At 63.5% G+C, this 15,100-nt stretch carries 13 protein-coding genes; 7 read left to right on the top strand and 6 right to left on the bottom strand.

The window, feature by feature from the left end; all coding sequences use genetic code 11:
* The first annotated feature begins 58 nt into the window (after positions 1-58).
* From PQG80_RS12840 to PQG80_RS12815, 6 genes are read left to right on the top strand one after another with little or no spacing between them, the layout of a single operon-like run.
* Positions 59-892 carry an amidohydrolase family protein gene (locus tag PQG80_RS12840; protein ID WP_271751764.1) on the top strand — a complete coding sequence of 278 codons (834 nt, stop codon included), beginning with the start codon at positions 59-61 and terminating at the stop codon, positions 890-892.
* The gene (locus tag PQG80_RS12835) at positions 889-2,373 is read left to right on the top strand and encodes a tagaturonate reductase (protein WP_271751763.1); all 1,485 of its coding nucleotides are present in this window, start codon (positions 889-891) and stop codon (positions 2,371-2,373) included. Before PQG80_RS12840 ends, PQG80_RS12835 begins: the two co-directional genes overlap by 4 nt.
* Entirely contained in the window at positions 2,366-3,859 is a 1,494-nt protein-coding gene (locus PQG80_RS12830) for a UxaA family hydrolase (protein WP_271751762.1), read from the top strand. The genes PQG80_RS12835 and PQG80_RS12830 overlap by 8 nt, the downstream gene beginning before the upstream one ends.
* 1 nt (position 3,860) lies before the next feature.
* The gene (locus tag PQG80_RS12825) at positions 3,861-4,814 is read left to right on the top strand and encodes an aldo/keto reductase (protein WP_271751761.1); all 954 of its coding nucleotides are present in this window, start codon (positions 3,861-3,863) and stop codon (positions 4,812-4,814) included.
* Positions 4,811-5,827 carry a zinc-binding alcohol dehydrogenase family protein gene (locus PQG80_RS12820; protein WP_271751760.1) on the top strand — a complete coding sequence of 339 codons (1,017 nt, stop codon included), beginning with the start codon at positions 4,811-4,813 and terminating at the stop codon, positions 5,825-5,827. Before PQG80_RS12825 ends, PQG80_RS12820 begins: the two co-directional genes overlap by 4 nt.
* A gap of 34 nt (positions 5,828-5,861) precedes the next feature.
* Positions 5,862-8,240: a glycoside hydrolase family 95 protein gene (locus PQG80_RS12815; RefSeq protein ID WP_271751759.1), complete on the top strand. Its 2,379-nt coding sequence runs from the start codon at positions 5,862-5,864 to the stop codon at positions 8,238-8,240.
* Positions 8,241-8,333: 93 nt separating this feature from the next.
* Here the strand turns inward: PQG80_RS12815 and PQG80_RS12810 are convergent, their stop codons facing one another.
* The 4 genes from PQG80_RS12810 to gdhA form a co-directional block, all read right to left on the bottom strand.
* Positions 8,334-8,699: a GntR family transcriptional regulator gene (locus PQG80_RS12810; protein ID WP_271751758.1), complete on the bottom strand. Its 366-nt coding sequence runs from the start codon at positions 8,697-8,699 to the stop codon at positions 8,334-8,336.
* The gene (locus PQG80_RS12805; RefSeq protein ID WP_271751757.1) at positions 8,696-9,343 is read right to left on the bottom strand and encodes an ABC-2 transporter permease; all 648 of its coding nucleotides are present in this window, start codon (positions 9,341-9,343) and stop codon (positions 8,696-8,698) included. The genes PQG80_RS12810 and PQG80_RS12805 overlap by 4 nt, the downstream gene beginning before the upstream one ends.
* Positions 9,336-10,190, bottom strand: coding sequence for an ABC transporter ATP-binding protein (locus tag PQG80_RS12800; protein ID WP_271751756.1), 855 nt, complete (start codon positions 10,188-10,190; stop codon positions 9,336-9,338). Before PQG80_RS12800 ends, PQG80_RS12805 begins: the two co-directional genes overlap by 8 nt.
* Positions 10,191-10,313: 123 nt before the next feature.
* Positions 10,314-11,693, bottom strand: a complete 1,380-nt coding sequence (gene gdhA / locus PQG80_RS12795) for an NADP-specific glutamate dehydrogenase (RefSeq protein WP_271751755.1) — start codon at positions 11,691-11,693, stop codon at positions 10,314-10,316.
* A gap of 147 nt (positions 11,694-11,840) precedes the next feature.
* On the opposite strand from gdhA, the gene gltC reads away from it, so the two are divergent.
* Positions 11,841-12,731, top strand: coding sequence for a glutamate biosynthesis transcriptional regulator GltC (gltC, locus tag PQG80_RS12790; RefSeq protein WP_271751754.1), 891 nt, complete (start codon positions 11,841-11,843; stop codon positions 12,729-12,731).
* Between the two features lie 57 nt (positions 12,732-12,788).
* On the opposite strand, the gene PQG80_RS12785 is transcribed toward gltC, so the two are convergent.
* Complete coding sequence (locus PQG80_RS12785; protein WP_271751753.1) at positions 12,789-13,853, bottom strand: LLM class flavin-dependent oxidoreductase; 1,065 nt, start codon at positions 13,851-13,853, stop codon at positions 12,789-12,791.
* A 144-nt stretch (positions 13,854-13,997) separates the two neighbouring features.
* Complete coding sequence (locus tag PQG80_RS12780) at positions 13,998-14,621, bottom strand: hypothetical protein (protein ID WP_271751752.1); 624 nt, start codon at positions 14,619-14,621, stop codon at positions 13,998-14,000.
* Between the last annotated feature and the right edge of the window lie 479 nt (positions 14,622-15,100).

Below are 15,100 nucleotides of genomic sequence, written 5' to 3'. Positions count from 1 at the left end.
TCGGATGCTAATATAGAGAGATAACGTTTACAACCACTCATGCAAAGGAAGATGCCAGATGAGAATCGACGCCCATCAGCATTACTGGCGGATCGACAGGGGCGATTACGGCTGGATCACGCCGGAGCTTCCCGTCCTATACCGGGATTTCCTGCCGCCCGACCTGCAGCCTCACTTGGAGGCGCACGGCCTGGACGGTTCCATTGTCGTTCAGGCGGCGCCGACGCCCGAGGAGACGGACTTTCTATTGTCGCTGGCCGACCGGTACGATTCGATCAAGGGCGTCGTCGGCTTCCTCGATCTCGCGGATGAACGGCATGCGGCGCATTTCGAGCGGTTCGCCCGGCATCCCAAGTTCGTCGGCTTCCGCATCATGATCCAGGACATGCCGGACGCCGGCGCGATCCTCGCCGACTCTTATATCGAGGCGCTGCGGGGCTACGCGGCACGCGGCGCGGCCGTCGATCTGCTCGTGAAGTCCGACCAGCTGGGGCCGCTGATCGAGCTGCTGAAGCAGGTGCCGGGTCTGCGGGGCGTGATCGATCATATCGCCAAGCCGCGCATCGCCGAGAGCGCGATGGAGCCGTGGGCGAGCCGGATCGAGGAGCTGGCCGCCGCCCATCCGGGCTTGTATTGCAAGCTGTCGGGCATGGTTACCGAAGCGGATCACGCGAACTGGAAGGCGGAGCAGTTCGTGCCCTATGTTCGCCATGTGCTGGCGTGCTTCGGTCCGGACCGGGTCCTGTTCGGCAGCGACTGGCCGGTCAGCTTGCTCGCGGCCGGCTATGACGAGCTCGTCGACATCGTCGAGCGCGCGCTGCCGGACACTTGGGGAGACGCGGAGAGAGTTAAGCTGTTCGGCGACAACGCCAAGGCGTTCTACCGGCTATGAATCCGTTGAGCGGAAAAGTGTTGATGAGCGGAGAGCGGGCTTCCTTCGAAGCCGCGCGGCAGAGCCCGGTCACGGTGCTGCAGGTGGGGGAAGGCAACTTCCTTCGCGGCTTCTTCGACTGGATGATCCACCGCTGCCGGGAGCAGAACCTGTTCAGCGGCGGGATCGCGGTCACCCAGCCTCGCCCGTCCGGCAAGGCGAAGATGGAGACGCTGGCTGCGCAGGAAGGACTCTATACTTTGGTCACGCGCGGGCTGGATCAGGGGGAGATCGTGCAGCGCAAAGAGATCGTATCGGTATTCTCCGAAGTCGTCGATCCGTATTCGGAGTGGCCGCGCTTCGGCGAGCTCGCCCGGAGCCCTTCGCTGCGCTTCGTCGTCTCCAACACGACGGAGGCCGGACTGGCCTACCGGCCGGAACCGCTGGCTGAAGGCCGGCCGATCCAGTCGTTTCCCGGCAAGATGACCTGGCTGCTCTACCAACGATACCTGGCGCTGGGCGCCCGGGCGGACAGCGGCCTCATCTTCCTGCCCTGCGAGCTCGTGGCGCGCAACGGAGACGAATTGAAGCGCTGCGTCCTGCGATATGCCGAGGATTGGAGCCTGCCGGCACCGTTCCTGTCATGGGTGACCGGGCACAATCGCTTTCTCAATTCGCTCGTCGACCGGATCGTAACGGGGCATCCCGGGGAGGCGGCAGCTGGCGCCTGGTTCGCGGAGTGGGGCTATACGGATGCGATGCTGAACACCGCGGAGCCCTATCATCTGTGGGCGATCGAGGCCGAGCCAGGGCTGGACCGCGAGCTGCCGCTGCGGCAGGCGGGCCTGAACGTGCACTGGGTCGACGATCTGGAGCCATACCAGCTCCGCAAGGTGCGGATTCTGAACGGCGCGCATACGCTCATGGCGCCGCTCGCCCTGCTGAGCGGCGTGACGTACGTTCGCGAAGCGATGGAGCACGCGCGGTTCGGTCCGTTCGTCCGCGAAGCGGTGGAGCAGGAGATCATCCCGGCCGTCGGCCTGCCGCCGGAAGCGCTGCTGACCTATGCGGCCACGGTGTACGAGCGGTTTATGAATCCATTTATCGACCACCGATTGTCCGATATCGCAATGAACAGCCTGAGCAAGTTCAAGACGCGGCTACTGCCGACGCTTCTCTATTATGCATCGGGCGGCATGCCGCTGCCGTCTCGGATCGTCGAGGCGCTGGCGGGGCTGCTTCGCTACTATCGGGTGCGGCGCGACGAGGAAGGCTTCGTCGGCCGGACGCTCGCGGGCATGCCTTGCCGCGTGCGCGACGACGAGGCTTCGCTGGCATCCATCGCGGCTGCATGGGACGGCGAGAAGCCGCTTCATGCGAAGATTGCGGACTTGCTCGGACTGGATGGGATCTGGGGACAGGACTTGTCCGGCATCGAGGGATTGGCGTCCTCCATAGCGGCGCTGATATCGGTATGGGAAGCGGGGGAGAGCGATGAATAGCTGGGTGCGGCTCCATGCGGAAGATCCCGTCGCGATCGCGCTGCGCCCGCTGGCCAAGGGCGAGACGATCTCGCTCGAGGACGGGACGCGGCTCGAGGTGCAAGACGACGTGCCGCAAGGCCACAAGGTATTGACCCGGCCGGTGCGGGAGGGCGAGCATGTCCTGAAGTTCGGCTATTCGATCGGCCGCGCCAAGGCGGACATCGCCGCCGGCGCCTGGGTGCATACGCACAATCTCGGCACGGGACTCGGCGGCCTGCTCGAATACGACTACCGTCCCGCAGCCGCGGCCGAGCCGGATACGTCGGCGTCCGCGCGAACGTTTCAGGGCTATATCCGGGAGAACGGCGAAGCGGGCATACGCAACGAGATCTGGATCATCAACACGGTCGGCTGCATCAACAAAACCTGCGAGGCGATCGCGAGACGCGCCGACTCGCTGTACGGCAGCCAGGTCGACGGGATCCACCACTTCGCCCATCCGTTCGGCTGCTCCCAGCTCGGCGACGATCTGCTGCATACGCAGAAGCTGCTGGCTTCGCTCGTCCGGCATCCGAACGCGGCCGGCGTGCTGGTCGTGGGGCTGGGCTGCGAGAACAACCAGATCGACAGCTTCAAGGCGGCGATCGGCGACTACGATCCGGCCCGCGTCAAGTTCATGCGGTCCCAGGACGTGGAGGACGAGCTGGAGCTTGGCGTCGAACTGGTCGGCGAGCTCGCGGCATACGCGCAGACGTTCGCGCGTGTGCCCGTGCCGGTATCACGGTTGAAGCTGGGTCTCAAATGCGGCGGCTCGGACGGCTTGTCCGGCATCACCGCCAATCCGCTCGTCGGCCGGATCGCCGACCGCCTGACGGGTGCCGGGGGCACGGCGATCCTGACCGAGGTGCCGGAGATGTTCGGCGCGGAAACGATCCTCATGAACCGGGCCTCGGACGCTCGCGTATTCGGGCGGATCGTCGACCTGATCAACGATTTTAAGGCTTACTTCATTCGCCACGGGCAGGAGATTTACGAGAATCCGTCGCCGGGCAACAAGGCGGGCGGCATCACCACGCTGGAGGAAAAGTCGCTGGGCTGCACGCAAAAGGGCGGGCAGGCCATCGTTGCCGACGTCATTCCGTACGGCGCCGTCGCGACCGCGCCAGGGCTTAGCCTGCTAGAGGCGCCGGGCAACGATCTGGTGTCGGTGACGGCTCTCTCGGCGGCTGGCGCGCATATCGTCCTGTTCACGACGGGAAGGGGCACGCCGTTCGGCGGACCGGTGCCGACGGTCAAGATCGCGACCAACCGCGAGCTGGCGGCGCGCAAGAGGGGCTGGATCGACTTTGACGCCGGCCGGCTGCTCGAGGACCGGACGATGGAGGAACTGACGGACGAGCTCTGGGATCAGATCGTCAGCATTGCCTCGGGCGAAGCGCGGACGAACAACGAACGCAACGGATTTCGAGAGATCGCCATTTTTAAGGACGGGGTGATTCTGTAAAGTGAAATACCGCAAATTAGGAAAGACGGGGCTCGACGTCTCCGCGCTCAGCTTTGGCGCCTCATCGCTCGGCTCCGTATTCCGCGATACCGACGAATCGGAGAGCATTCGCACCGTTCACGCGGCGATCGACGCCGGGATCAATTACATCGACGTCTCGCCGTATTACGGCTTAACCAAGGCCGAGGCGGTGCTGGGCAAGGCATTGAAGGAAATCCCGCGCGACAAGTACCTGCTGTCGACCAAGGCGGGCCGCTACGGCGACGACGCGTTCGACTTTTCCCGCGAGCGGATCGTCGCCAGCGTGGACGAGAGCCTCGCGCGGTTGAACGTGGACGGGATCGACATCCTGTATCTGCACGATATCGAGTTCGTGCCCGAGGCGATCATCCTCGAAGAAGCGATACCCGCGCTGCAGCGGCTGAAGGACGCAGGCAAGATCCGGTTCGCGGGCATCTGCGGCCTGCCCTTGGCGCTGTTCGAGCACTTCGTTCCGCGCGTCGACGTCGACTGCATCATCTCGTATTGCCACTATGCGTTGAACGACACGAGCCTGCTCGGCCTGCTGCCGCTGCTCGAAGCGAACGGCGTCGGATTGGTCAATGCCTCGCCGCTCTCAATGGGTCTGCTGGGGACGCGCGGCACGCCGGCTTGGCATCCCGCCGGGCCCGACATCAAGGCGGCGTGCCTCCGGGCCGCGCAGCATTGCGCGGATCAGGGCGCGGACATCGCGAAGCTGGCCGTTCAGTTCTCGACGGCGAACCCGCGGATCCCGACGACGCTCGTCAGCACGGCCAATCCGGCCAACATCGCGAAGAACGCGGCATGGACCGACGAGCCGATCGACGAGCGGCTGCTGGCCGAGGTGCTCGCGATCCTGGCGCCGGTGCACGGCCGGACCTGGGCGAGCGGACGCGCCGAATACAACGAGGAGATCGGAGTCGAGCGAGCATGAGAGGAATCGTCTGCGAGGAGATCGAACGCTTCAGGCTGGTCGACGATCTGCCGGAGCCCGCGCGCGCGCCGTGGGAAGCCGTCATCGCGATCAAGCGAATCGGCATCTGCGGGACCGATCTGCATGCCTTTAAGGGCAGGCAGCCCTTTTTCGCCTATCCGCGCGTTCTGGGGCACGAGCTGGCCGGCGTCGTCGAAGAGATCGATCCGAATGAAGCCGGTCTGCAGGTCGGCGATCGGGTCAGCGTGATCCCGTACATGCACTGCGGGACGTGCATCGCCTGCCGGGGCGGCAAGACGAACTGCTGCACGGCTATGAAGGTGCTGGGCGTCCATATCGACGGCGGCATGCGGGAGCGCATCGCGGTACCGGTCACCCACCTGATCGCGACGAACGATCTGACGCTCGACCAGGCGGCGGCGCTGGAGCCGCTGGCGATCGGCGCGCACGCGGTGCGGCGGTCGGGCCTTGCGTCAGGCGAGACGGCGCTCGTCATCGGGGGCGGTCCGATCGGACTCGGCGTCATGGCGTTGGCCAAGGCGCGGGGCGCCAGAGTCGTCGCCATGGACGTCAACGCGTCCCGCCTGGCGTTCTGCCGCGACTGGGCGCGCGCCGATGCGACGGTGAACGCGCTGGAGGACCCGCTCGGCGGCGTCCTCGCCGCGAACGGCGGCGAGCTGCCTAGCGTCGTCTTCGACGCGACGGGCAACGCGCGGTCGATGACCGATGCCTTCGGGTATGCGGCGCACGGCGGCAGATTGGTCTACGTCGGGCTGGTCGGCGCCGATATCAGCTTCCACGACCCTGAATTCCACAAGAGAGAGCTGACGCTCATGGGGAGCCGCAACGCGACCCGCGAGGACTTCGAGCGCGTGCTCGAAGCGCTGGCCGCCGGCGGCATCGACGTCGGGCGCTACGTCACGCACCGCGCCGCGCTGGACGACATGATCGGGCGGTTCGAGACATGGCTGAAGCCCGAGGCGCAGGTGATCAAAGCGATGGTCGAGATATAACATCAACAGTTCAAGAAAGGCGGGAGACGACTTCATGCATTTGCATTACGACAAGCCGGCCCGGAGGTGGACGGAAGCGCTGCCCGTCGGCAACGGGCGCCTGGGGGCGATGGTCTTCGGCGGGATCGAGGCGGACAGCCTGCTGCTGAACGAGGAGACGCTCTGGTCCGGCATGCCGCGGGACTGGCATAATCCCGAGGCGCTCGCCGCGCTGCCGGACGTTCGCGCGCTGATCGCGGATGGCCGGTACGCAGAAGCAGACCTGCGCGCGCGCGATATGATGGGGCCGTATACGCAGTCCTACCTGCCGCTCGGCGAGCTGCGTCTGCAGTTCGAGCACGGCGATCTGGCGGAGGACTACAAGCGCTCGCTGTCGCTGGAAGAGGCGATCGTCACGACGGAATACCGGATCGGCGAGACGCGTTATACGCGCGAAGTCTACGCCTCGCATCCCGACAAGGCGATCGTGGTCCGCCTTGCGGCAAGCGCGCCGGGCGCGATCAGCCTGCGCGCAGGCTTGAGCAGCCCGCTTCGCAGCCGGGTTGCCGTCCGTGACGGCCAGCTGGAGCTGCTCGGCCAGGCCCCGGAGCATGTCACGCCGAGCTACTATGCGGCGGACAAACCGATCCGCTACGGGGATGCCGATACGTCGCCGGCGATGCGGTTCGCCGGCCGGTTGGCCGCGCGGCACGAGGGAGGGACGTTGTCGTTAGAGCCGGACGGCCTGCACATCGTGGGCGCGACCTCGGTCACGCTCGCGTTCGCCGCGTCGACGACGTTCCGCGATTCGTTCAGCTTGCCGGACGGCGACGCGCAGGCGGCCGCTGCCGCAGCCGGCGCCGCGGCGGACGAGGCGCTCGCGCGCGGCGACGGCGAGCTCCGGGCGCGGCATGTCGCCGATCACGGCGCCTTGTTCGGACGCGTCCGCCTGAATCTGGGCGAGAGCGGCCAAGGGGACGCCGCCGGCCTGCCGACCGACCGGCGCATCGCCCGGGCGAGCGGGGACGATCCCGGCCTCGTAGAGCTGCTGTTCCAGTACGGCCGGTATCTCATGATCGCGAGCTCCCGACCGGGCACGCTGCCGGCCAATTTGCAGGGCATCTGGAACGCGGACACCCGGCCGCCTTGGAGCAGCAACTGGACGCTCAACATCAACGCGGAGATGAACTATTGGCCCGCCGAGACCGCCAATCTGGCGGAATGCCATGAGCCGCTGCTGCGTTACGTCGGCGTCCTGGCGCAGAACGGAGCGGAGACCGCCAGGCGGCAATACGGCGCCGAGGGATGGGTCGCGCACCACAACGCCGACATCTGGGGGCAGACGACGCCGGTCGGGGATTACGGCCGCCACGGCGAGGCGGTATGGTCGATCTGGCCGATGGGCGGCGTCTGGCTCTGCCAGCATCTGTGGGAGCACTATGCCTTCGGCGGGGACGAGGCCTACCTGCGCGACACCGCTTATCCGACGATGAAGGATGCGGCCAGGTTCTGCCTGGATTGGCTGATTGAGAACGAATCGGGCAGGCTCGTGACATCGCCGTCGACGTCGCCGGAGCACAAGTTCAGGACGCCGGACGGCCTCGCGGGGGTGAGCGCGGCGGCGACGATGGATCTGTCGCTCATCTGGGACCTCTTCACGAACGTAGCGGAGGCTTCGGCGATTCTGGGCGAGGACGAGGCGTTCCGCGATACGATGCTGCGGCAGCGCGACCGTCTCCTGCCGCTGCAGATCGGCCGGCAGGGCAGGCTGCAGGAATGGTCCGTCGACTTCGAGGACGAGGATCCGCATCATCGTCACGTCTCGCACCTGTTCGGCGTATATCCCGGCCGGCAGCTGACGACGCGCGATACGCCCGAGCTCGCCTCCGCGGCCAGGCGGTCCCTCGAGATCCGGGGAGACGACGGCACGGGCTGGAGCCTGGGGTGGAAGATCTCGCTGTGGGCGCGGCTCGGAGCCGGCAATCGCGCGCAGGCGCTCATCGACTGCATGCTTCGTCTGGTCGAGGACGGCGCGCCCGAGAATGACCATCACGGCGGCGTCTATGCCAGCATGCTCTGCGCCCATCCGCCCTTCCAGATCGACGGCAACTTCGCCGCCACGGCGGGCGTCGCGGAGATGCTCCTGCAGTCGCATCAGGGTTATATCGACTTGCTGCCCGCGCTGCCGGACGCCTGGCCTGCCGGCTCCGTCAGCGGCCTGCGGGCGAGAGGCGGCATCGAGGTCTCGCTCTCGTGGACGGACGGCAAGCTGGCGGCGGCGGAGCTGCTTGCTTCGCTGGACCGGGAATGCGCGATCCGGCTTCCGGCAGGACGCAAGCTGGCGAACGAGGACGGACCCGTCGAGACGTATCCCGCGGGCGAGGGCGTCGTACGGTTTTTGGCCAGGAAGGGCACGCGCTATCGAGTGGCGTAGAACGAGATCGTTTATTTGCCCATGAAAAGAAGCCCTTCGCACGAGAGGATGCGCGCCTCCGCTGCGAATGGCTTCTTTTATCAGGGTTCAAGGTCAGTAGACCTTCCTCATCATCTCGACGATTTCGTCGAGCGTCAGGCCGAAAGACTTGTAATACGATGCGTCGCCGGCCATCTGCTTCAGGATCAGGTCGTTCCGCATTTGCCGAATCTCGTCGGGGGTGAACGGGGCGACGAAGCAGCCTTTGCCGGTAACGGTGTGGATGAGGCCGCTTCGTTCGAGCTCCTCCCATGCCTTTTTGACGGTGATGATGCTGATGCGCAGCTCCTGCGCCGCCTGTCGGATCGGGGGCAAGCTATAGCCGCTTGCCAGCTCGCCTCTCAGAATCTGCGCGCTGATTTGCTCGAAGATTTGCTGATAGATCGGTTTTTCGGACGTGCTGGAGATCGCGACGTTCATATTTCCACTTGAAGGAACCGCTTGACCGCCGCCCGGTAAGCGATCAGCGTACATCCGGCGAATAAGGCGATTCCTGCGATCAGAATGAGGATATGCTGCGCGAGATGTCCGTCGCCGTTGAACAGGTCGAACAAGACGGGGCTCTGCACGCCCGCCCACTGCGCGCAACCCGCGAACAGCATCGCGAAGCCGATGGACGTGTACGCGGCCCGGCCGAAGTGATAGGCGGTCTTGTAATACATCGGGATGAATATCGCGTTAAAAATGGCAAGCATCGCGAAGCACAATCCCAAGAAGCCGATGGATGGCGCGAAGAAATAGTATTCCAGATTCGGATAGAGGAACCGGTTGACGATGCCGAAAAGGACGGCGAGCGCGATGTGCAGCAACTCCAGGCTTACGATCACGGTCACGCGCGCTTTGACCATGTCCGGCTTGGTTACCGGCAGCATCGTCGTGAACATGAGGTCGTTCTGGGCCCGGAATCCGCCGAACATATTCGGGATCGTGATCCAGCAGAAATACAGGAGCACGAGGAAGTAGATCCATCCGGGAACGAGCATCAAGGCGCCCGTCAGCACCGGCATGAGCAAATACATGGGATGCACGCCTAATTTAAAATCCTTTTTCACCAGGTTATACACGGATATCCTCCTTTTTCGCATAGTAGACCATGATCTCCTCGAGCGTCGGCGCGGCCGATAAGATGCCGGAAGAGGCATCGTAGTCCTCGGTACGGATAAGTCCGGTGAAGCCGAAGGAATTCACTTTGCAGGAAATCAAGCGTTCGCGCACTTGGGCCAGCTGGCTCTCTTTGCCGTTCAGCAGCCGGTACGACGCGATGAACTGTTCCTTGTCCGCGCTGCCGACGATCCGTCCGTTATCGATGAACGTGATATAGTCTGCGCATTTTTCCAGATCGGTCGTGATATGGGTCGAGAAAAGAATGCTGATCTCGCCGCCCAGGACGAGCTCCTGGAAAATATCCAGCAGATCGTCCCTAGCGACCGGATCGAGTCCGCTGGTGGGCTCGTCGAGGACGAGAAGCTTGGCGCCATGGGACAAGGCGAGCGCCAGGCCGTACTTTACCTTCATGCCCGTAGACAGCTCGGCGATTTTTTTGTTTTCGTCCAGCTTGAATCTCTTCAGGTAGCGGCGGTAGGTATCGTCGTCCCAATGCGTATAGAACGTCTTGATCACGTCGGTCAACGTCTTGATCCTGCTTCGCATATAAAAGTCGATGCCGCCGAATGCCGAGCCTATTTCTTGCTTCAATTCGAGCTCGTGATCTGCCATGCGCTTGCCCAGAACATGAACCTCGCCGCCGTCCGGCTGGATCATATTCAGGATGGATTTGATCGTCGTGGTCTTCCCCGCCCCGTTCGCGCCGATGAATCCCATGATATAGCCTTGCTCCAGCTGGAACGAGACATTGTCCAGCCGAAAGCCCGGATAGTTCTTCGTTATGTTGCGCACGTCGAGTGCCAGCACTCAATACCACCTCTTTTAAATTGTGTATGTTGTGTATACACAATATTACGTTGAGCGGGAAGGGATGTCAAATAAAAAACCAAGCCGCAAGGGCTTGGTTGGAGATTTAGATATAGATAGACGTCATACGCCCTGCGCGATCATGGCGTCGGCGACCTTGACGAAGCCCGCGATGTTGGCGCCGATGACGAGGTTACCGGGGACGCCGTAGCGATCGGCGGCCTGGAGGCATTCGCGATAGATGTTATGCATGATGGTCTGGAGCCTGGCGTCGACCTCTTCCATCGTCCAGGCCAGTCTGGCGCTGTTCTGGGCCATCTCCAGCGCGGAGACGGCTACGCCGCCGGCATTGGCGGCTTTGGCTGGGGCGAAGAGAACGCCATTGTCGAGGAAAACGTCGATCGCTTCGAGCGTGGACGGCATGTTGGCGCCTTCGCCGACGGCACGGACGCCGTTCTGGACGAGCAGCCTGGCTGCGGAATGATCGATCTCGTTCTGCGTGGCGCACGGCAGCGCGATATCGCAAGGGATCGACCAGATGCCGGAGCAGCCCTCGACGTAGACCGCATCCGGATGCGCGAGGACGTAGTCCCGGACGCGCTTGTTCTCGACTTCCTTCAGCCGCTTGATCGTAGCTAGGTCGATGCCTTCCGGATGATAGACATAACCGGCGGAATCGCTGCAGGCCACGACCGTGGCGCCTAGCTGCATCGCTTTCTCCATGGCGTAGATCGATACGTTGCCGGAGCCGGAGACGACGACTTTGCTGCCTTTGAAGCCGGCGCCCGCGCTCTGCAGCATTTGTTCCACGAAGTAGACCGCGCCGTATCCCGTCGCTTCCTTGCGGCCCAGACTGCCTCCGTACCCGATGCCTTTGCCGGTCAATACGCCTGCTTCGTGCGCGCCGACCATCTTTTTGTACTGCCCGAACATATAGCCGATCTCTCTGGCGCCGACGCCGATGTCGCCCGCGGGGACGTCCGTGTCCGGACCGATATGCTTGCCGAGCTCGCTCATGAAGCTCTGGCAGAAGCGCATGATCTCGAGGTCCGACTTTCCTTTCGGATCGAAGTCGGAGCCCCCTTTGCCGCCGCCGATCGGCTGCCCCGTCAGCGCGTTTTTCAGAATCTGCTCGAAGCCCAGAAACTTGATGATGCTGGCGTTGACGGAGGGATGGAACCGCAGGCCGCCCTTGTACGGGCCGATCGCGTTGCTGAATTGGACGCGGAATCCGCGGTTGACGCGAACCTTGCCCTGATCGTCGATCCAGGGCACGCGGAACGTGAGGACGCGGTCGGGCTCTACGAGCCGGTCGAGTACGGCATGGGCGATGTATGCCGGATTCTGAGCGAGCGCGGGAACGAGGGAGAGGAAGACTTCTTGGACGGCCTGATGGAATTCGGGCTCGTTCGGATTGCGCTTCTTGACGGTTTCGTACAAGTCGTTGACGTAGTCGTGCGCGTGCGTCGCGTGCGTTTGTTCGATTTCCCCGAGTATGCTCATGCGTTCCGGACTCCTTTAGATGCAATGGCGGACAGCCATTTCGCTTTTTAATCGATCGTAGTTTAATATTATGATCGAACGCATTGATCGCTCCAATATTCAGTTTAGATGAAGTTGATGCGTTAAACGCATAAGGGAGGGGCGGGAATGCTCGATACCCGGCAAATGAAGTACTTCATCGAGGTGGCGAAGCGCGAGCATGTGACGGAGGCTGCGGACGCCCTGCATGTCGCGCAGTCTTCGGTGAGCAGGCAGCTCCAGCAGCTGGAGAGCGAGCTCGGGGTGGATCTCTTCGTCCGCGAGGGACGCCGCGTGAGGCTCACGCCGACCGGCCGGCTGTTGCTGGCGCGGGTGGAGCAGATCATGCATATGATCGGCGAGGCGGAGCGCGAGGTGCAGGAATGCTTGGCGCCCGAGCGGGGGACGGTCCGCGTGGCGTTTCCGATCAGCTTGGCCGCCCATGTGCTGCCGACGGCGATTTATGCCTTTCGCCAGCGGTACCCGGAGGCCAAGTTCCAGATGAGGCAAGCGCTCTACCGCGACTTGACCGACGGCGTCGTACAAGGAGAATTTAATCTGGCCTTGATCGCGCCCTTGCCGCCGGAGGACAAGAAGATCCGGTCCAAGCTCCTGTTTACCGAGCAGATCGTCGCCCTGCTGCCGATCCATCATCCGCTCGCGCGCGAGTCCGGCATCAAGCTGTCGGCGCTCGAGGGCGATCCGTTCGTCACCCTGCCGGAGGGGACCATTTTCCGCGAGATCGTGCTGAACGCCTGCCGCGAGATCGGCATGACGCCGAATATCGCCTTCGAGGGCGACGATATCGACGCCTTGAAGGGGCTGGTGTCCGCGGGACTGGGCGTGGCGCTCATGCCCGAAGTAACGCTGGTCGACAACCTGCCGCCGTCGACGGTCAAGATCCCGCTCGTCGATCCGAACGTGACGCGCACGGTGGGCGTCATCTGCCCGACGCAGCGCAAGTTGCTGCCGACGGAGCAGCTGTTTTTTCAGTTTTTATCCGAATTTTTCGCGCGTTAAAAAAGGACCGGCTTCAAGGCTAAGCGCCTCGAAGCCGGTCCAATATATGGCTGTCAATTAAGCTTGAGCGACCCCGCGGGCCAGCTCCTTGCGGACGATCGGCGCGACCTTCGTGCCGAGCAGCTCGATCGTGCGCAGCAGCTCCCGGTGCGGCAGCGTGCTGACGTCTACGTGCAGGAGGAACCGGGTGAGGCCGAGATTCTGGTGCAGGAGCACGATCTTCTCCGCGACATACTCGGGATCGCCGACGTAGAGCGCGCCGCGCAGGCTGCGAGCGGCGTCGAACGAGTCGCGCGTATACGGCGGCCAGCCGCGCTCGCGCCCGATCGTGTTCATCTGTGCGGCCGTCGACGGATAGAACAGATCGGCGGCCTGCTCGGTCGTATCCGCGATGAAGCCGTGCGAATGCGTGGCGATCTGCAGCTTGCTGACGTCGTGACCGGCCTTGGCGGCGGCGTCCTTATAGAGCTTCACCAGCGGTGCGAACCGCTCCGGCATGCCGCCGATGATCGCGAAGACGACCGGCAGGCCCAGCGTGCCCGCGCGGACCGCGGACTCGGGATTGCCGCCGGTGCCGATCCATACGGGCAGCGGCTCCTGCACGGCGCGCGGGTAGACGCCCCGTTTGTCGATCGCGGGACGATGGCCGCCCCGCCAGGTCACCTTCTCCGATTCGCGGACCTTGAGCAGCAGCTCCAGGTGTTCATCGAACAGACTGTCGTAATGGTCGAGCTCGTATCCGAACAGCGGGAAGGATTCGATAAACGAGCCGCGGCCCGCCATGATCTCGGCCCGTCCGTCGGACAAGCCGTCCAAGGTGGCGAAGGCTTGATAGACGCGCACCGGGTCGTCGGAGGACAACACGGTCACGGCGCTCGAGAGCCGGATGCGCTTGGTCGTGGCGGCCGCCGCGGCCAGGATGACGGCCGGCGCCGAGCTCGCATAATCGGCGCGGTGATGCTCGCCGATGGCGTAGACGTCCAGCCCGACCTGCTCGGCCAGATTAATCTCCTCGACCGCCTGCCGCAGCCGCTGGGCATGCGTCACGCCGCCGGGCCGGGGGGCCGCCTCGAGGAACGTGCTCAGTCCTATTTCCATGGAAGTCGTCGTAAGATCGGACATATGGGTTCGCTCCCTTCAAGATAGTTTCATTATACTTTATATTTTATTGTAACTCAACTAAAGTTAGAAAATAGTGCTTTTCCGCTCATGCAAAAGGGACACCTGGGCGGTGTCCCTCTTTATTATGGCTCATTAGCGTCGCGTTCAGCCTGCGTCTTCCCAGTCGGCCGCGTCCTCCGCTACATCGAACAGCGGTCCGCTCGTGATCCACAGATCTTGCAGCTCGTCGTCGGTAATCGCGCCGTTCAGGAAGCGGGCGTAGTCGGACGTCTTGATCTCGATGACGTTCTCTTCGTCCTCGTCGATATACACGACCCGCATGTAGACTGCATCTAGCGGTACCAGCTTCTTGAAGATCTGATCGATGTCCGTCCAGTCGTCGTCCAGGCCGTAGATGGCCGGGAAGTAGACCACGGAGGTGATGTCCCCCTCGATATCCGTCAACGAGACGCCGTCGCCGCCGAGCGCGATGATGTCCTTCGTCGCCTGCAGGAGGTTGCCGCCGCCGGTTGGTTTGCCGATATTGATCGTCTGTTTCTTGAGGTCCACGGTATAAGGCACGCCTGCGCTCTTCAGCGCGGCCAGCGGCAGCATCGTGGAGCCCTGGAAGTTGATGGCGGGCACGCCCGAGGTCAATATTTGCTTCCCGTCCAGCATGACTTTCACCTTCGCGTAGCCTTTGTAATTTCCCCATAGTCCCGCCGCGCTCACGACGCCGGCTACGGCCAGCAGGCCGATCAGGGTTAGCAGCAACACTTTCTTTTTCATCCGAGTCACGCTCCATCGCTTCGAGTATCGTACCTACGTGTGTCCATGGAAGAATAGCAGACTTGCATCGTTAATTCTGTAACGAGCGTCACATTTTGAAAATTTATTGCGCGCGGGTCGCGGGCTCTGGATGTGCTGTATTAGCAAAGCACTTGGGCTCGCTAGTCGTGCCAGGCGCCGGATGTGCTGTCGTACGACAGCACTTAAGCCGCGAGCCGCGCCTGGTGCCGGATGTGCTGTCGTACGACAGCACCTGGGCCCGCGGACCGCGCCAGGCGCCGGATGTGCTGTCGTACGACAGCACTTGAGCCGCGAGCCGCGCACAGGCGCCGGTTGTGCTGTCGTACGACGGCACTTGAGCCCGCGGGCCGCCACCTGGCGCCGGATGTGCTGTCGTACGACAGCACCTGGGCCCGCGGACCGCGCCAGGCGCCGGATGTGCTGTCGTACGACAGCACTTGAGCCGCGAGCCGCGCACA

Source organism: Cohnella rhizoplanae, from assembly GCF_948329515.1.
GTDB lineage: Bacteria > Bacillota > Bacilli > Paenibacillales > Paenibacillaceae > Cohnella > Cohnella rhizoplanae.
Note: the sequence above shows the minus strand (reverse complement) of the source record. Positions and strands in the feature narration are given on the sequence as shown.